Origin of the sequence: Pseudomonas abietaniphila (assembly GCF_900100795.1) — a bacterium.
Lineage (GTDB): Bacteria > Pseudomonadota > Gammaproteobacteria > Pseudomonadales > Pseudomonadaceae > Aquipseudomonas > Aquipseudomonas abietaniphila.
Genome location: NZ_FNCO01000002.1, coordinates 533,976 through 551,506, shown reverse-complemented (window position 1 = coordinate 551,506; position 17,531 = coordinate 533,976). Strand labels below are relative to the sequence as shown.

Sequence of the window (17,531 nt, the reverse complement as noted above, 5' to 3'; positions counted from 1 at the left end):
TCAATGTCTGTCACGCCGGTTAACGCCCGGACGCGCTTTAATGCGCTTGTCCTGGTCACTCCAGTACTTTTGCATCTCGATGAACAGGAACGAGGCCGTCCAGGTGATCAGTACCAGACCTGTCAGCGCCTCCAGCCCCGTCAGAAATTTCAGCGGTCCGATCGGGGTGATGTCGCCGAAGCCTATGGTGGTGAAAGTGGTAAAGGAGAAATACACCGAGTCCATGAAGCTGCCGTCGTAATCGCCGGTCAGTTGCCCAAGGTGTTCAGACGCATTCATCAGGTAATACCCCAGCGCGAAAATCCAGACTTCAATGGCATGCGCCACCAATGCGCCGAGGACACCGAACACCATTCTGAAGCGATGCCAGATGTTGAGTCTGGGCATCAGCAGGTTGAGCCGCATCAGGCACTCGTAATGGACGATGACGGCGGTGGTGATGATCAGCGTATTGATCAGGGTGATCACAATCATGAGAACGGCCTCCGGCAAGCCCTCAGTGTGCATCGCTTACGCCAGATCGGGTTTGATAAAAATCACCTCCCTTAATGAATGTCGCCACCGGCGGTATTTCTGATCTACATCAGATGGCCCTGTCAAAGCCTCGTCACACTGGCTCCAGAGCGAGGAAAACAGGCGCTGAGCCTCGCTCACATCCCCCTGTCTCCGCCGAGGTGGCTATGGACGATCCCGCACAACTTCTCTTGATCGCGTCATCCAGAATGCAGCGCACACCCGCATTCGAGCGTGCGGTGTCATTGGCCGAGGCCTGTCAGTGCGGTTTGCGGATCCTCGCGGTGGATTACATCCGGGTTCTTGAGGTGCTCGGCCTGTTCAACCAGGAGGTTCTGGTGACGTTGCGCGACAGCTACCTGCAGACTCATCGCCGCTGGCTGCAGAGCGAAGCCGCGTACGAACGCAAGCGAGGCCTGGATTGCAGCGTTCATGTGATGTGGAGCGATCAGGTAGTCGATGAAATCCGTAATTGCCTGGCGTCGATGCAGCCCGCAATGCTGATCAAGGATATACACCGTGAATCAGTTCTCAAGCGCGTGTTTTCAACGCCCCTGGATTGGCACCTGCTGCAAGGATGTCAATGCCCTGCGCAGCTCGTAACCCCGTCCCCTCACGCGTTGCCACGCAAGATACTCGCGGCGGTGAACCTTTACCGGGCCGACGACGCCGATCTTCGTTTGAACGATGCGGTCTTGCTGGAGGCCACTGAGCTGGGCCGGCAGACCGGTGCCTGCGTGCATGTGTTGTATGTCTATGACTGGTCGTCGATTTACGCAGCAGGGATGCCCCGGCTGGGGATGCCTGTCGAAAGCGGATTTGAGGAAGCGTTGAGCGACGCCCACGAGGAAGAGTTCGCCAGACTGTGCCAGAGTCACGGAATTGACGACAGGCACCGGCATTTCATGACAGGCACGCCGATTTCGACCATCAACGGCTTCGCCCGTCAGAATGAGTTTGATCTGCTGGTGGTGGGCACCTTGCCTCGGCACAACCTTACCCGAATCATGGGTAATACCGCCGAGGTCTTGCTGGGTCATGCGCCGTGTAGCGTATTGATTGTGAAGGCGCGTAACGGGGGTGACGACGTTTGATTCACAGTGGATGCGCGCGGTGAGAGCAGCCATTGATGAGCAGCTTAAGGCGTTCAAGATCGAGGATTTCCACCGCGCGGCCAGAGATCCTGACAATGGCGTTGTCACGCAAGTAACCGATGGCCCGGCAGATGGTTTCCAGGCGCAACCCCAGATAGGAACCGATGTCTTCACGTGTCATGCGCAACACGAACGCAGTCGGTGAGTAGCCCCGATGTTTCATGCGGTTGGAGAGATTAAGCAGGAACGCGGCCATCCGTTCTTCTGCGTTCAAATTCCCCATCAACAGCAGCATCTCATGATCCCGCACAATCTCCTGGCTCAGAATGCGATTGAGGTTATGTTGCAGAGAAGGCAGGTCCCGGGACAGCTTCTCCAGTTCACTGAACTGGATTGGGCAGACCTCACTGTCTTCCAGGGCGATTGCATCACACACATGCCGGTCGTCACTGATGGCGTCGATTCCCAGCATTTCTCCGCCCATCTGGAACCCGGTGAGTTGCTCTCGTCCGTCCTCTGAAATGATCGTGGTTTTAAAAAAACCGAAACGCACGGCATACAGGGAACGCAATGGATCGCCGGCGTGATAAAGCGCGGCGCCTTTTTTGACTTTGATTCGTTGCGGAATGATGTCAGACAGACGTGTGGCGTCGCTGACACTCATGCCTACCGACAGGCACAGCTCACGGACGGTGCAATTGGAGCACACCGTCTTGAGTTGCAGCTTCGGCACGGTAACCGGTCGTGCTTCCATAACGGCGGTCCTTTATTCGCGGGGCAAGGAACGGTTTAACACAAACACCACTGAACGGGGGGGCATTCTGGATCAGTGGATCAAGGTCGATTGAACCTCGCGTTATAAAGAATGTTCAAGCGCGTTATATCCGGCTATCCGTTCGGAATGACTGCGCTGCTGCGGGTTCAATTTATGTCCATCGGGATAGAAAAACGGTATTTACCCCCAGCCCGTCAGCGTTTCCTGAAAATATTGATCCAGGTCAGAATTTTACGTTCACGGCCTGACTCTTCGTTGCCCGTTTACTCCGCTGGACACCGGCGCCTTTAGAAAAGGACGCGGCTGTTGGCACCGGCCTGACATAAATCAAGTCACGGCAGGCCCCAACGACAATCATGCACAGACCCGAACCCCGAGCCTTGCCGTCGCAGGCTTACTCTCTGTTGATGCTTTTGGAGGTGTCACATGATCGACTCAGAACGCTTGATGTTGATCGCTTCACCCATCATGCACAGGACCCCGGCGTTTGATCGGGCCAGCGCGCTGGCGAAGGCCATGGATGCTTCGCTGCACATCGTCGCGTTCGATTATGTCGACGGCCTGGCCACGGCGGGTTTAGTGAATGAAAAGGCGCTGGCAGAAATGCGCGAAGGTTACGTGGAGCGTCATCGCCAATGGCTTGAAGAGCAAGCCGAGGGCATGCGTCGAACAGGGGTTCATGTGACCACTGAAGTGGTGTGGGTCCTGCGTGCATTCACGGAAATCGTGGTGCACATTCGTGAGCTCAACCCCTCGATGGTGATCAAGGATCTGGAGCATGAGTCGTGGATTAGCCGTGCCATGTTCACCTCTCTTGACCTGCGCCTGCTGCATGAATGCCCAGTGCCCTTGCAGCTGGTGTCCCATGTGACCCACGCCAAACCGCGTAAGGTGCTGGCGGCGGTCGACCCGTTTCGCCCCGATGAGCAGTACGACGATTTCAACGGGGACATCATCGCCGCTGCGGAAAAACTGGCCGCGCAGTGTGGTGCCGAACTGCACCTGCTCTACGCCTACGACCTGTCCTACGTCTTTGCATCGGGAGGCTATGACGGCTTTTCTTCGGACCTGGCGCAACAGCTATATGAAACCGACGCGCTGGCCTTTCGCAAGCTGGTGGAGCGATTTGGCGTTCCCGAGAATCGGCAACATCTGGCCATGGGCAGCCCGGCAAAACAGATCGAAGCCTTGGTGCTATCGGAAGGGATCGATGTGGTCGTCATGGGAACGGTCCATCGCCGACACACCCTCAGGCTGCTGGGCAGTACCACCGAGCAAGTGGCGTATCACGCGCCCTGTAGCCTGTTGGCCGTAAAGCCGCATATCGCCGACGAGTGATGCAAAGGGCAGGCGCCGCCAGGCAGGCGGCGCCTGTCTCGAGGGTTATGTCAGTTTCAGGCGATACACCACCTGCGTGGCGTCCAGCGGATCGGTTTGGCATTCGAAACCAAGGTCCTCCGCCAGTTGGTGCATGTGCGTATTTGCTGAACTGTCCATCGACATCATGTACTCGAACCCGTTGATTTTTGCAGCGTCGATCAAGTGCTGCATCAGTCTTCTGGCCAGCCCTTTGCGTTGCCATCTGTCGGCAACCACGACCGCCGATTCACATTGGCTGTCGCCAGGTGCAGCGGCATAACGCGCCACCCCTATTTCGATCAACTGACCACCCTCCATGGTGAGTGCGACATATGCCATGCGCAGCCGGTAATCCACGTCCATCAACTGATTCATCAGCGGCTCACTGGGCTCCTTGATCGTGCTCAGGAACCGGAAGTGCCTGGATTCCGGCGACAGGCCGCTGATAAAAGCGAACTCCCGGTCACGGTCTTTGGCTTCCAGAGGACGAATCAGAATGTGCGTACCGTCATTCAACGGATCGACCCAATGTCGGGTTCTCACGCCAGGCTCATGGGTTGAGGCGGTATGGGGCAGGGTGGTCATGTGTGTGTCCTCGATTTACCGGCCAGAAACAAGGTGGAACCGTCTGTTTACGCCACGCATGTGGTTCGTTTCTGATCCAGATCAATACTGACTGCCGCCACGCGCAGAGACTGACCACCGGTGAACGGGCCGAGCGTCGAGAGTTGTTCAGGGAGAGACCCATGACTGATGTGTCGCGCCAAGTGCTGCTGGTCCTCAATGCAGGATCCTCCAACATGAAGTTCTCCCTGTATCAGGCCAATCCGGACGCCTGGTCGGGGCCTCAGTGTTATGGGCATGGCGTATTCGAACTCACCCTCGAGCAGTCGACCCTGGTCTTTCAGCGCACGGGCAGTCAGTCACCTGATCAACAGCAATGGCCACGTGGCGTGGCGTCTTCCCGGCAGGGGACACTGCTGAACCTGATGCAGTGGATCGAGCAGCACACCGACTGGCAGGTTTGCGCCGCTGCCCATCGGGTGGTTCATGGCGGCCTTCGGGCCGAAGCGGTCTGCCGGGTCGACCCTGGGCTGATGGCAGAAATGGAGGCGTTGACGCCATTGGCGCCGCTTCATCAGGGACAGTGCCTGCTACCCATCAGTTATCTCATCGATGAACACCCGCGCATGCCCCAGTTTGCCTGCTTCGATACCGCGTTTCACCAAACACTGGCGCCGCAGGAATACACCTTCGGGCTGCCGCGAGCACTGAGCGAACAAGGCCTGCGGCGTTATGGTTTTCATGGTCTGTCCTATGAATACATCGCAAGCGTTTTGCCGGACTACGACAAAAAGGCTGCACGAGGGCGAACGATCGTCGCTCATCTGGGCAACGGTGCAAGCCTGTGCGCCATGAACAATGGCGTGAGTCGCGCAACCACCATGGGTTTCTCGACGCTCGACGGCGTGTTGATGGGCACCCGGCCCGGACGTCTGGATCCCGGAGTGCTGCTGTACTTGATGCGCGAACGGGGCCTGAGCGTGAAAACCCTTGAACACCTGCTCTATCACGAATGCGGGCTGGTCGGGGTTTCAGGGGGGATCGGTAGTGATATGCGAGTGCTTGCCAGCAGCCCTGCACCCGAGGCCAAAGAGGCCATTGCATTGTTCGTTCACAGCGTGGTCCGTGAAATCGGGACCATGGCGGCGGCGCTCGGCGGCGTTGACGCGCTGGTGTTCACCGCTGGCATCGGCGAGCACGCCGTCGGCGTTCGAAACGCCATCCTCGACGGTTGCCGATGGCTCGGTTTGCAGCCGAAGACCGACGACACCCTTGAAGGACCTCTTCGACTCTCCTGTCTGGGGAGCGCCGTGTCGGCCTGGGTCATTCCTACCGACGAAAACCTGATGATGGCTCGACACGCCCTGCGGGCTTTGCGCGAGACCGCCTGAACCCTTGCCGATGACCTTGCTGCACGTTATTTCTCACCGGGGTCTACACGGAGTTGCCATGTATCGTTTCAATGCTCTGCTATCCAGTGCCGATCGCACCGAAACCACAGCGCCGGTTCCGCCAACCGCTCCTGAAAACGTGGGGCCTCTCAATGCCGAAAGGCTCGCATGCCTGCATCGCTATTGGAGCGCCGCCAACTATTTATGCGTTGGTCAGATATATCTGAAAGCCAATGCCTTACTGCGCGAGCCGCTTCGCGCCGAGCACATCAAGCCGCGTCTGCTGGGCCATTGGGGGACATCAGTCGGGCAGAACTTCATTTATGTGCATGTCAACCGCCTGATCAGCGAACGTGGCGTCGAGACGGTCTTCATTTCCGGCCCCGGCCACGGCGGCCCCGCGATGAATGCCTGTGCATGGCTCGAAGGGACTTACAGCGAAGTCCACCCGAGCATTACCCGCGATGAAGTCGGCATGCTCCGGCTGTTTCGCAGCTTTTCGACCCCCGGCGGCATTCCCAGCCACTGCGGGCCGCATACCCCGAATTCGCTGCACGAAGGCGGGGAGCTGGGGTATTCGCTGATGCATGCGTTCGGCGCGGCCTTCGATAATCCGGACCTGTTGGTCGCCTGTGTCATTGGTGACGGTGAAGCCGAGACCTGCCCATTGGAGGGCAGCTGGAAAAGCGTTCATTTTCTCGATCCGAGGCGCGACGGTGCGGTGTTACCGATTCTGCACCTCAATGGCTACAAGATCTCGGGGCCCACGGTAGAAGCCCGCCTGTCCCACGAAGACCTGATTGACCTCTATCGCGGTCGCGGGTATCAGCCCGTTGTCGTGGCCGGGGATGACCTGCCGGGCATGCACCAACGCTTCGCGGCGGCGCTCGATGCCTGCCACGACACCATCCGGCAGATACAGCGAGACGCCAGAGAACGAGGCGTGCCCGTCCGGGCACGCTGGCCATTGATTATCCTGCGAAGTCCCAAGGGCTGGACCGGGCCAAAGGTGGTCGATGGGCTGCCCGTGGAGGGGACCTTTCGGGCACATCAGGTGCCGCTCGCCACGGTGGTGAGCAACCCGGAGCATCTGCAGCAGCTTGAAGCGTGGATGCGCAGTTACGCGCCGCAATCGCTGTTTGACGAACGCGGAACGCTGCGACAGGAGCTACAGGCGCTGACACCTCCAGCGGCGCTGCGCATGGGGGCTGTGGCCAGTGTCAATGGCGGGCGTCGGCTGGTTGCGCTGGATCTCCCCGACATTGCCGACTACGGTCTTGAGGTTCCACAGCCCGGGGAGGTGATTGCAGAGGCGCCGCGCAAGCTGGGTGAGTATCTACGGGACGTCATGCGCAACAATCCGTACAACTTCAGGGTATTCGGGCCAGACGAAACCAACTCCAATCGGCTCAACGCCGTGTTCGACGCCAGCGACCGAACCGCTGCCGGTCCTTGCCTTGAGGTCGACGATCATCTGGCCGCCGATGGCCGAGTCATGGAGGTACTCAGCGAACATCTGTGCGAGGGCTGGCTGGAAGGGTATCTGCTGACGGGGCGACACGGGATGTGGTCCACCTATGAAGCCTTCGCCCAGACGGTTGATTCGATGGTCACCCAACACGCCAAATGGCTGCAGCAGTGCAGGGAATTCGCCTGGAGACGGCCGCTGGCATCACTGAATATCCTCCTGACCAGCCATGCCTGGCGCAACGATCACAATGGATTCAGTCATCAGTCCACCGGCTTCGTCGACAATGTGTTGCAACGGCGATCCGACGTGATCCGCGTGTATTACCCGCCGGATTCCAACTGTCTGGTCAACGTCTTCGACCATTGCCTGCGCAGCCGCAACTGCATCAACGTCATCACGTGCGGTAAACAACCCGACTTTCAATGGCTCAGCCCGCACCAGGCGCGGGAGCACTGCTCGCGCGGCGCCTCGATATGGCCGTTCGCGAGCAATGACCAGAATCAGCTTCCCGACGTGGTACTGGCCTGCGCAGGGGATGTCCCTACCACCGAAGCCGTAGCCGCGAGCTGGCTGTTGCAAAAGCACGTTCCCGGCATCCGGGTCAGGCTCGTCAACGTGGTCGACCTGGGCGTGCTCAGCGCACCGGAGATACGACCCCATGGTTTTGACACTGCATCGTTCGAAGCGCTTTTTACGGCCCAGGCGCCGGTGATGTTTGCCTTCCACGGTTCGACCTGGGTGATTCATTCGATGGTCCATGGGCGTGCGAACGAGGCGCGCTTTCACGTGCGCGGTTTCAGTGATCGCGGCACCACGACAACGCCGTTCGACATGGTGGTACTGAACACGATGAGCCGGTATCAACTGGCAATCGATGCACTCTCCCACATCCCGCGTTTGCGAGAAGACGCGGCGCAGGCGGTGATTTTTTTCGAAGCACAACTGCGTCGACATCACGTCTGGATCCGCGAGCACTTTGAGGACCTGCCCGAAATCCGTAACTGGCAATGGACCTCCGATTTCTCTGAGTCACAGCAACCGCCGCCCCTGGCGATAGGTCACGTGAAACGCCAGCCGTTCACCGATGCCTGAGCACAGCGCCAAGGCATTGATCTCGTCCACATCCCGATCAGATGATCGCAGGTGTAGCCGGATCATCATTGTGTGCGGCCAGGGGGATGTCCATGACGGCACGCAGGCCATGGGGCGAAATATTCTCGAGACGGATTTCACCGCCCAGACGCACGGCCACCGCCTGCACGATCGTCAGGCCCAGTCCAACGCCCTGATCGTTGGCACGGCTATAAAAGCGTTCGAAAAGCCTCTCGCGTTCTGCTTCGTCGATACCCGGCCCCTGGTCGGTGACGGCGAGCTGGAAACGCTTTGCGGAGAACTGGAGCGTGATCGTGATCTGTCCTCCCGATGGCGAAAAATTCACCGCATTGGTCACCAGGTTTTGCAAGGCAATGTCGATGGCGGAGACGTCGGTTTTGAGGACGTACGCTTGCTCGCTGCATTCAAAGGAGAGTTCTAGGCCTCGGCTTAACACCCAGGGTGTCAGCTGCACCAGGCTGTCACGGACGGTTTTGACCAGGTCGGTACGCGTCGTCGGCAGCCCTGCGTTGGGTTCCAGCCGTGCAATGGTCAACAGTTGGTTGACCAGCCGGGTGGTGCGGTCAACGCCGACAATCAGATAATTCAGAGACTCCCGCCGCTGCGCCTCATTGTGGGCCTCCAGCACGTTTTGCGCATGCACGCGCAACACGGCCAAGGGTGTGCGCATTTCGTGGGCGGCATCGGCAATGAACCGCCGTTCACGGCTCAGGACGTCCTGAATTTGCCCTAATAGGCGGTTAAGCGCGGCTTGCATCGGTTCGAGTTCGCTGGGTAGAGGTGCCAGTTGCAACGGCTCCAGCGAACCGGGATGTCGGCCGCGCAAGATCGTTGCGAGGTTGGCAAGCGGCTTGAGGCCCCAGCCGATTGCCAACCAGATGGCGGCCATCAGCAGCAGGCTTCCCATCAGGTTGGGCAGTACGGTGTGCCGCACGATGCGATTGACCAGGTCCGAACGCACATCGTCACGTTCTCCGACCCAGATGAGCAGATTGTGCTGCTCGTCTTTGAGGACGAACGTACGCCACTGATGTTTGCCCAGGTCATCGATATCACTGAACCCGGTGTACTGCGGGGCATGGGTGAGCGTAGGCGCGCTGGGCGTGTGGACCAGCAGATTGCCCTGCAGATCCCACACCTGAAAGGCGATTTTGCTCTCGTAGGGATGCCCGTCGACCTTGGGGTCCGCCTGTCCCAGTGCCTGGTTGAACGCCTGGTACAGTTGCGCATGCTCCTGGCGAGCGAGCGGCATGCGCATCACACCTTGCAGCAACCTGGCGTTGGTCGCGAGCTGGGCATCATAGACCTCGGCGATTTCGTGATTGCTGTCGTGGACGTTGACCATTGTCAGGATCAGCAATCCAGCGATCACCAGGCCAAGGATGATGGTCAGCGTGCGTCGGCGGATCGAGGTCAAGGACGGTCCTCCACCAGATAACCCACTCCGCGAACGGTGCGAATCAGCTCCGTAGAGAACTTCTTGCGCAAGTGATGAATGTGCACCTCCAGCGTATTGCTCTCGGCTTCTTCATTCCAGCCGTACAGCAGCTGAATCAGCCGCTCGCGGGTCATCACCCGTCCCGGTGGCGACAGGAGTTCATACAGCAGCTGATACTCCTTGGGCGTGAGAGACACCGGTTCGTTATGGTAAGTCACCTGTTGAGTCGTCGGATCCAGACTGATGCCCGCATGTTCGATCATCACCCGCGCGCGACCGGCACTGCGCCGCAGCAATGCCCTCAACCTCGCCTTGAGTTCGGACAGGTCAAACGGCTTGATCAGGTAGTCGTCAGCGCCTGCGTCCAGGCCGGCGATGCGGTCTTCGGTGGCATCGCGAGCGGTCAGAATCAGCACGGGCAGGGCCGATCCGCTTTCGCGCAGGCGCTTCAACACCGTCAACCCGTCCAGCTTGGGCAAGCCGAGGTCAAGAATCGCCAGATCGAATCCTTCGCTCAGCAACGCATGCAACGCGCTCGCTCCGTCCTTGACCCAGTCGACGGTGTAACCCTCACGGCTCAAAGCCTGGTGAATGCCTTCGCCCAATGCAACATCGTCTTCGATCAACAGCAAACGCATGAACGCTCCGTTATTTCAGTTTTTTGTTCACGTCGACCAGCAATAGCTGAATGTCCTTGCGTCGTCCACTGTCCGCCACTTCACGGCCTGGGCGGGGCGCTGCTTGCAAGGCCTTGTCCAACGCCTCCTTGGCTTGAGCATAGTGCCCTTGGCGAAACAGATGATCGCCCCAGAAGTACAGCGGGTCTATGCCATTGGGGTTGATTTTCAAGGCTTGTTCCAACAGTGCCTGTGCTTTGTCTGCATCGCCGAAGCCGATGGGCCAGCCGGGCACACGATCGTACAACGCCGCCAGGCTTGCATACGCCGAACCCTGCAAGGCATTGGGGTCCAGGGTCATGGCTTTTTCCAGGTCAGCCTTGGCCTGCTTGACCTTGCTCAGCGCGCCGAGACCACCTTGGGCACCTGCCCAACTGCTGGTGACAATCCCTGACCAGATCCAGGCTTCAGCCGCATTCGGGCGTTGCTGGGTGAAAGATGATGATTCGGATGCCAGTTTCTCGAACGCTGCCACGCGCTGGTCTTCAGGCAATTGGTACTGGATGTGAGCCCATTGCTGCTGGATGGAAGACAGACGTTGCTGGTCGGGTGCATCCAGTGCCCAAGCAGGCACACTGAGAAGTGCAAACAGCACAAGTATTTTTTTCATGGTTTGGGTTTCTCTTCAAAAGGCGTATTGCTGAGCTTGCGGATCAGCGGCAGGTGCTTGCGCAACGAACGATCCACGACCGTAGGCAGAAGGCCGTTGAGTCGCACGAAGAATCGTTCCGGCCAGCCCAGATACAGTTCGCGCTGGTTGCCCACGATGGCGCTGACGACGGCAGCGGCGACGGTCTGCGGATCGTCTTCGTTGCTTTTAAGGGCGGTGTTCAGGGCGCGTGCCGCTGGGCTGTTCATTGTCGTGCGAGTCGCGCGCGGGGCGACGTACAGCACCCCGACGCGCGTGTCCGCCAACTCACGGCGCAACGCCTCGGAAAACCCGCGCAAGGCAAACTTGCTGGCGCAGTAGGTCGCGTACCCGGCGTAGCCGATCGAGCCAAAGGTCGAGCCGACATTGACGACCATGGCCCGTTGCGCATTGCGCAGCATCGGCAGCATCAACCCGGTGAGCAAAATGGGCGCGTGCAGGTTGATGTTGAGCATCGCGTCGATTTCACGGCCCGGCAGTTGTTCCAGCATGGCGAAATGATTAACACCGGCGGCATTGATCAGCAGGTTGATGCCTTCCATGGCCTGCGCCGTCATCAGCACGTGCTGACGGCCCTCGTGGGTCGTCAGGTCGGCTTTCACCCAATGCAGCAGATGCGGGTATTGCGCTTGCAAGGGCATCAGCGGCTCTCGATGACGAGAGACCGCCAGCACTTCCGCGCCATGGCTGCACAGCGCTTCGGCAATGGCCATGCCGATACCGCCGCTGGCACCGGTCAGGACCACGCGGGCTTCAGAGAGACGCATGAGTGGATTCCTTTTCAGGTTCGGTCGCCGCCGTCGGCAATTGCCTGAACATCTCGGTGTACAGCCCGTACACCACTTTGGAGGCTTTGATCACTGCCGCCTGGTCGTCCGGGTCTTCCAGGCGGTCCATCAATTTGCGATAGGTTTCCATGTGCCCGACGTCGAGGCTGCCGTGGGAGCTGAGGTAACTGAACGCGGTGGGTGGAAGGCCGAGGCGTTGCTGAATGCTCCCAGCGGCGTGTGTCGCCAGCGCAATGCTGGTGCCTTCCAGCACGTTGACCATACCGAACAGTCCCACGGGATTACCCCGGGCAATCAGGTCGTAGAGATAGGCGACCATCAACTCGATGGGCAGGCCTGGCGCACCGTCACGCACTGCTTCGGCATCCGCACCGCAGGCCCGCAGGTCGTTGAGAACCCACTGCTCATGCCCGTATTCGTCGTCGATGTATTCGCAGACAGCACCGCGCAGCCACTCAAGCCGCGAGGGCAGCCGTGCGCCGCAAGCCATCATCAAGGGCACGGTGTGGCGAACGTGGTAATAGGCTTGAGTCAAAAATGCACGGTAACTCTCAAGCGTGACTTGCCCGAACAGCGCCTGATGAATGATGGGCAGGTTGAACAGCGTCTCGCGTTCGATACGTGTTTCGTCTTGCAGCGTCTGGAAAAAACTCATGATTGAACGTCCTCGGCTCGCGTGGGCTCGATAAAGTGGTGTCGGTAATGCGCCAGGATGGCGTCGCGTTTCGGTCGGCCGTTCGCGGTGGCCATCCCATTGCCCGTGGTGAACGGCTGCTCAAGCCGTGTCCAGCTGTGAACACGGGCGTAGTCGGGCAGGGCTTGATTCGCGTGGGCGACGGCGTCGGCGATCTGCAGGTCGGTGGTCTCCGGACGGGCAGGCCAGAGCAAGGCGTGGTTGTGGGCCATGGCCTCGCCATAGACGAATGCCTGCCCAATGCGCCCGGGTTGTGTCAGTTCGGCCTCCACCCATTCGGGGTTGACGTTGCGTCCATAACTGGTGACGAACTGGTGTTTTTTGCGGCCATAGAGGTAGAGATAACCATTGGCGTCGAACTCACCGAGGTCGCCGCTCGGCCACCACTCTGGAACGCCATCGGTGTCGCCCAGGTAGCCGAGCATGCCGGCGCCTGCGATCAGGACTTCGCCGTCTTCTGCCAGGCGTATCTGCACATGGGGGAGCGGCTTGCCCACGCTGCCGGGGTGATGCGCTCCAGGGCGGTTCAGCGCCACCACCGATGCACACTCGGAAAGTCCGTAGCCTTCGTAAACAGGAATGCCCACCGACTCGGCACGCAGTAACAACTCATGGGTGACCTTGGCGCCGCCCACGGCGATGAATCGCAACTCACTGGCGTCGAAGGCTCCGATCTCACAGGCGCTGACCAACAGCAACAGCAGTTGCGGCACCAGAATCATGCTCTGCGGATTTCGCGTTTTCAGGGTTGAAAGCAGGCGCGGTAAATCCACGCCGCTGGCGCCCTGAATGCCCACTTCGCGCTGACTGGGCACACTCAGCATGGCGCCGGCGTACAGCGCGGCGTAGCAGCCGATGTTTTCCAGGAGGATGGCCAGAGGCAGCAACGAAAGGTGATGACGAGGCTGTTGCGATTGACTGGCGCGATAAAGCTCGCGGGCGACCGACAATACGCTGTGTGCGCTCAGACAGACGCCCTTGGGCGTGCCGGTGGTGCCCGACGTGAAGGTCAATTTCGCGGTGCCCACGGGCAGAGGCGAGGGCTGGCGGACCTGTCGCACCCAGAACCCTTCATGGCTCCTGAACCCCGCTTGCTCCAGTTCAGTTTCATAATGCGCTTCGGCAATCATCAGGTCTGCCTGGCTTTGCTCAAGGCAATGAAGCCGCTGAGCGGCGCTGAAGAAAGGGGGCAGGGCAAGACACGCGAGCCCTTCGAACAGGATCGCCAGGTCCCAGATCAGCATGTCCGGACCGTTCTCGAGGGCTATCGCAACCACCTTGGCGCCGAGGTCTTTGAGCACCTGCTGACGTAACTGGATCTCGGCATCCAGCTCGGCATAGTCGAGCTTGAGGTCATCGCCCCACAGGGCGTAGGCATGGGGCTGCTCAATGGCGAGGTCGGAAATTCGCAGGCGAAACGCGGTCAGTTCAGGCGACATGGCAGGTCTGCTCCAGGGTCAGGGGAAGGCCGAATCGCTCGAACACGCCGCTATGACTCAAATGCAGGAAGCCTGAGCGGATATCCCCGACGTGCACGTGGGGTTGGGTGTCGTAGTAATTGCCCCACGCATGTCGCTCCTCGCCCAGGCGCATCGGATCGGCCGGGCACAAGGTGACGGGGCGCAGGCCAAGACGGTTGAAGCTGTTGACCAACCCGGCATTGCCCGTGAACGCCACCCATTCCAGACCGCCCATCGCCAATAGCCAGGTGACCGTAATGATGCTCAACCGCGCGCTTCCCAGTGTGCTCGCGGCCAGGTTGCCCACCTCGACAATGGCTTGGCGATCGACCGGTCTGGCGGCGTGTCCTTCTATGGCCCGTTCGATCGGCTCATCCAGGTAGTGCTCCAGAAACAACGGTCCGGACATCGCTTTGCGCACACCCGCCACCGCACACAGCGTACCTGCCTCATCATTGAGCCCGAACAGTTCCGGCATGAAGTGGCTGACTTCGGCGTTATGGGCTTTGTGAAAGCGCTCATGGATAAAGGCCTCAAACTCCGCGCGCAGCGGCTCCTGAACCAACGCGCGGTTAAGCGACAGTGTGGGTGCCGCGGCGTTGCCGAAGCTAAACGGTAAACAGATGTTCCAATCCAGACCCTGCATGGGCGAGGCTCCTCCCCAGTGGCGAATGGTAGGAAGTATCAACGCCGATTCTTAATGAAGTCTGAAGGTGAGAAAAAAATGAATGTCCCGGGCACCTTCAGACTTCCTTAAGGCAACTGCTGCACATTCCGCACGCCTTCAAGGCCTTTCTGCGACCTAACTGACGAGTACCCGGCATGAATCCATCATCCCCACGCTACGCGAAGCTCTCGATGTATCTGCACTGGTTAATGCTGGCGCTGTTTGTCGGCGTGTACGCGTGCATCGAGCTCAAAGGCCTGGCGCCTCGCGGGAGCACCCTGCGCTCAGCGGCGCTGGGCTTTCACGGCCTGTTCGGTCTTTCCATCTTTGCACTGGTGTGGATTCGCCTGCTGGGCAGGCTGATGAACAAGGCACCCGCTATCAGCCCGACGCCGCCGGCCTGGCAGACCGGGGTATCGCACGCGATGCACGCAGCGCTCTATGGACTGATGATCGTCACGCCCGTCCTGGCGTGGTTGATGTTGGCAGCGGGAGGGAAACCGATGCCTTATTTCGAGTTCTTCATGCCTGCGCCTATCGCCCTGGATCCCGCCTTGGCCAAGCAGATCAAGGGATGGCACGAGTGGCTGGGCAATCTGGGCTACTGGCTGATTGGGCTGCATGCTGCTGCCGGGTTGTTCCATCACTACTACGTCCGGGACAACACCCTCAGGCGCATGCTGCCGCGCTAGGCGTGGTCAGGCGTACCTCCACTTTGAACGTATGCGGTTGTCTGTGCGCAGAGCAGAAGCACTCAAGGCCTCGAGCCGGGCTTCATCTCGGGACGCGCCACGCCGTTGCGGGAATATGCACGACACCGTCGAAAATCAGTCGGGCGGTTCGCACCAGCCCGTAGCCGATGACCCGCCCGAGTGGCGACCTGGGCTGACTCGAACGTACGGCCGGGCCTTGGCGTTGCACGCGCTTGCGCTCTGGCGAGGGTGCCTTGTTCCGGTTTACCCTGAGCAGGTCATGAATCAGTGCGCTGGCGACGTCCTCGATAGCGTTAACGACCGGCTTGGGAAAAGAGAACACATGGACATTCAGTCGCGCCTCACACCCTTGCAGCCCAATCAGATGAGCGAAGATCAACAGCGCGTGCTGGCTGAAATTCTGAAGGGACCTCGCGGTAACCTGGACGGTCCTTTCCTCGCGTGGATTCACAGCCCGGCGCTGGCTGACCATGCCCAGCGTCTGGGCGCGTTCTGCCGGTACGGAACCGCGCTGGAATTACGGCTGACTGAACTCGCCATCCTGACGACCGCCGCCTGGTGGCGCTCCCAGGCGGAGTGGCAGATTCATGAGCCCATTGCCAGGCGTGCGGGCGTTTGCGACAGCGTGATCGAGGCGCTCAGGCAGCAACTGACGCCGACGTTTACACGTCCGGATGAGCAGTGCGTTTACGAGATCGGCCAGTCGCTGTATCAAACCCGACGTGTGGATACCGCGCTTTACGATCAGGGCGTCGCGCTCTTTGGCGAGCCTGCCATGGTCGAGCTGATCGGCGTCTATGGGTATTACTCGCTGGTTGCGATGACGCTCAATGCCTTTGACGTACGGCGAGATCCTGATACGCCATTGCCATTCGATGAGTAGGGGACTGCGAGCGGTGCCACTGTCGACAGGGGCCGGTCGGGACCGGCGTATTGGTAGCTGACACAGAGAGGCTTAGCGCTTCGATTGAGCCAGTTGTTCCTTTAACGCTGCGACTTCCGCCTCGAGTTCGCGCACTCGCTCGCGAGCCTCGACCTCGACGCTCACATCCCTCTGAATGCCGATGTAATAGGTCAACTGATCTGCGGCGTTGAACACCGGGGTTATCGAGAGCTCATTCCAGAAACCGCTGCCATCCTTGCGATAGTTGCGGATGATTTGCCGACAGGGTTGATGGTTTTTTATGGCCTCGCGGATGAGCGTCAGACCACTTTGGTCACGGTCATCACGTTGCAGAAAACGACAGTCTTGATAAAGGATGTCGTCATTGCTGTAGCCCGTCAGCTGTTCGAACGCGGGATTGGCATAGATAAGGATGTTTTCTTCGCCTTCCTGCTCGGCAACCACGATGCCATCGCTGGATGCTTCCACCATCAGCTGCAAAAGTTCTGCATTTATCATGTTCAGTGTTCTCGAGGAATGTCACATCAGTGCCTACCAGGGTAGGCGCTCTCCGTTATAGGCAAAGAAACGGCCACTGTCGGCAGGCGTCAGACCGTCGATTAGCGATAACAACTCACGGGCAGCAATACGTGCCGGCCGGGCGCCTGAGGCCCCCCGAAAGGGCTGCGACAGGCCCGAAATCACGGTGCCTGGATGAAGACTCAATAAACGGATCTGTGGTCGCGTTCGCGCCAGCTCGATGGCAGCTGTTTTAATCAGCATGTTCAACGCGGCCTTGGAAGAGCGATAGGCATACCAGCCGCCCAGACGGTTATCACCGATACTGCCCACCTTGGCGGAGAGCATCGCCATGGCCCCGCTGCGATCAAGCAGCGGCAGAAAGTGGCGCAAAACCAACGCGGGCCCCAGGGTGTTGACCTGGAATACCGCCTGCATGGCATCGGCCTCAATCGCCGCGTAACTTTTTTCAGGCTTGATGCCGTCGCGATGCAGGAGCCCTGCGGCATGCACAATCAATTGATAAGGCCCTTCCTCAGCCAGCTCGGCAGCCGCTTGGGCGATGCTGTCGGGATGTTCAAGATCCAGGGCTGGAATGGTGCTGCGCCCCAGTTGACGAACACCGGCACAGCGCGGATCGTCATTGAGCCACTCACAAAACGCCGAGCCGAGCGCTCCGCTGCCGCCGATCACCAAGGCACGGTAATCGTCACCAAGGGAACTCATCGTAAAGGAACCGTTCATCTGGACTCTCCCGCAGATA

19 protein-coding genes are annotated in these 17,531 nt (G+C 59.5%); 6 read left to right on the top strand and 13 right to left on the bottom strand.

The window, feature by feature from the left end:
• Complete coding sequence (locus tag BLS87_RS05980) at nucleotides 1-474, bottom strand: potassium channel family protein (protein WP_074751399.1); 474 nt, start codon at nucleotides 472-474, stop codon at nucleotides 1-3.
• 248 nt (nucleotides 475-722) lie between these two features.
• On the opposite strand from BLS87_RS05980, the gene BLS87_RS05975 reads away from it, so the two are divergent.
• On the top strand, nucleotides 723-1,607 hold the full coding sequence (locus tag BLS87_RS05975) for a universal stress protein (protein ID WP_167362031.1): 885 nt from the start codon (nucleotides 723-725) through the stop codon (nucleotides 1,605-1,607).
• A gap of 1 nt (nucleotide 1,608) precedes the next feature.
• Here BLS87_RS05975 and fnr read toward each other — a convergent pair whose 3' ends face one another.
• Complete coding sequence (gene fnr, locus BLS87_RS05970) at nucleotides 1,609-2,361, bottom strand: fumarate/nitrate reduction transcriptional regulator Fnr (protein WP_074751018.1); 753 nt, start codon at nucleotides 2,359-2,361, stop codon at nucleotides 1,609-1,611.
• A gap of 447 nt (nucleotides 2,362-2,808) precedes the next feature.
• Between fnr and BLS87_RS05965 the strand changes: the two genes are divergently transcribed.
• The gene (locus BLS87_RS05965; protein ID WP_074751016.1) at nucleotides 2,809-3,720 is read left to right on the top strand and encodes a universal stress protein; all 912 of its coding nucleotides are present in this window, start codon (nucleotides 2,809-2,811) and stop codon (nucleotides 3,718-3,720) included.
• Nucleotides 3,721-3,765: 45 nt separating this feature from the next.
• On the opposite strand, the gene BLS87_RS05960 is transcribed toward BLS87_RS05965, so the two are convergent.
• On the bottom strand, nucleotides 3,766-4,326 hold the full coding sequence (locus BLS87_RS05960; protein ID WP_074751014.1) for a GNAT family N-acetyltransferase: 561 nt from the start codon (nucleotides 4,324-4,326) through the stop codon (nucleotides 3,766-3,768).
• A gap of 161 nt (nucleotides 4,327-4,487) precedes the next feature.
• On the opposite strand from BLS87_RS05960, the gene BLS87_RS05955 reads away from it, so the two are divergent.
• Nucleotides 4,488-5,696, top strand: coding sequence for an acetate/propionate family kinase (locus BLS87_RS05955; protein WP_074751012.1), 1,209 nt, complete (start codon nucleotides 4,488-4,490; stop codon nucleotides 5,694-5,696).
• 58 nt (nucleotides 5,697-5,754) lie between these two features.
• Nucleotides 5,755-8,259 (top strand): phosphoketolase family protein, encoded by a 2,505-nt coding sequence (locus tag BLS87_RS05950; protein ID WP_074751010.1) that lies wholly within the window; start codon nucleotides 5,755-5,757, stop codon nucleotides 8,257-8,259.
• A gap of 37 nt (nucleotides 8,260-8,296) precedes the next feature.
• Here BLS87_RS05950 and BLS87_RS05945 read toward each other — a convergent pair whose 3' ends face one another.
• Genes BLS87_RS05945 through BLS87_RS05915 form a run of 7 tightly spaced genes read right to left on the bottom strand, consistent with a single transcriptional unit; the run spans nucleotide 8,297 to nucleotide 14,632 of the window.
• The gene (locus BLS87_RS05945; protein WP_074751008.1) at nucleotides 8,297-9,697 is read right to left on the bottom strand and encodes an ATP-binding protein; all 1,401 of its coding nucleotides are present in this window, start codon (nucleotides 9,695-9,697) and stop codon (nucleotides 8,297-8,299) included.
• A complete protein-coding gene (locus BLS87_RS05940; RefSeq protein ID WP_074751006.1) occupies nucleotides 9,694-10,356 on the bottom strand; it encodes a response regulator in 663 nt (220 codons plus the stop codon). Before BLS87_RS05940 ends, BLS87_RS05945 begins: the two co-directional genes overlap by 4 nt.
• Before the next feature lie 10 nt (nucleotides 10,357-10,366).
• Complete coding sequence (locus BLS87_RS05935; RefSeq protein ID WP_074751004.1) at nucleotides 10,367-11,005, bottom strand: tetratricopeptide repeat protein; 639 nt, start codon at nucleotides 11,003-11,005, stop codon at nucleotides 10,367-10,369.
• Nucleotides 11,002-11,811 carry an SDR family oxidoreductase gene (locus BLS87_RS05930; RefSeq protein ID WP_074751002.1) on the bottom strand — a complete coding sequence of 270 codons (810 nt, stop codon included), beginning with the start codon at nucleotides 11,809-11,811 and terminating at the stop codon, nucleotides 11,002-11,004. Before BLS87_RS05930 ends, BLS87_RS05935 begins: the two co-directional genes overlap by 4 nt.
• Nucleotides 11,798-12,487, bottom strand: coding sequence for an iron-containing redox enzyme family protein (locus tag BLS87_RS05925; protein WP_074751000.1), 690 nt, complete (start codon nucleotides 12,485-12,487; stop codon nucleotides 11,798-11,800). Before BLS87_RS05925 ends, BLS87_RS05930 begins: the two co-directional genes overlap by 14 nt.
• Nucleotides 12,484-13,965 carry an AMP-binding protein gene (locus BLS87_RS05920; RefSeq protein ID WP_074750999.1) on the bottom strand — a complete coding sequence of 494 codons (1,482 nt, stop codon included), beginning with the start codon at nucleotides 13,963-13,965 and terminating at the stop codon, nucleotides 12,484-12,486. Before BLS87_RS05920 ends, BLS87_RS05925 begins: the two co-directional genes overlap by 4 nt.
• Nucleotides 13,955-14,632 carry a thermostable hemolysin gene (locus BLS87_RS05915; protein ID WP_074750997.1) on the bottom strand — a complete coding sequence of 226 codons (678 nt, stop codon included), beginning with the start codon at nucleotides 14,630-14,632 and terminating at the stop codon, nucleotides 13,955-13,957. Before BLS87_RS05915 ends, BLS87_RS05920 begins: the two co-directional genes overlap by 11 nt.
• 176 nt (nucleotides 14,633-14,808) lie before the next feature.
• Between BLS87_RS05915 and BLS87_RS05910 the strand changes: the two genes are divergently transcribed.
• Nucleotides 14,809-15,345, top strand: coding sequence for a cytochrome b (locus BLS87_RS05910; RefSeq protein WP_074750995.1), 537 nt, complete (start codon nucleotides 14,809-14,811; stop codon nucleotides 15,343-15,345).
• An 82-nt stretch (nucleotides 15,346-15,427) separates the two neighbouring features.
• Here the strand turns inward: BLS87_RS05910 and BLS87_RS33625 are convergent, their stop codons facing one another.
• A complete protein-coding gene (locus tag BLS87_RS33625; RefSeq protein ID WP_143024306.1) occupies nucleotides 15,428-15,688 on the bottom strand; it encodes a hypothetical protein in 261 nt (86 codons plus the stop codon).
• On the opposite strand from BLS87_RS33625, the gene BLS87_RS05905 reads away from it, so the two are divergent.
• Nucleotides 15,689-16,249, top strand: coding sequence for a carboxymuconolactone decarboxylase family protein (locus tag BLS87_RS05905; RefSeq protein WP_074750993.1), 561 nt, complete (start codon nucleotides 15,689-15,691; stop codon nucleotides 16,247-16,249).
• 72 nt (nucleotides 16,250-16,321) lie between these two features.
• On the opposite strand, the gene BLS87_RS05900 is transcribed toward BLS87_RS05905, so the two are convergent.
• Nucleotides 16,322-16,768, bottom strand: coding sequence for a PAS domain-containing protein (locus BLS87_RS05900; RefSeq protein WP_074750991.1), 447 nt, complete (start codon nucleotides 16,766-16,768; stop codon nucleotides 16,322-16,324).
• Between the two features lie 33 nt (nucleotides 16,769-16,801).
• Complete coding sequence (locus BLS87_RS05895) at nucleotides 16,802-17,512, bottom strand: SDR family NAD(P)-dependent oxidoreductase (protein ID WP_074750989.1); 711 nt, start codon at nucleotides 17,510-17,512, stop codon at nucleotides 16,802-16,804.
• Nucleotides 17,513-17,531: the final 19 nt, after the last annotated feature.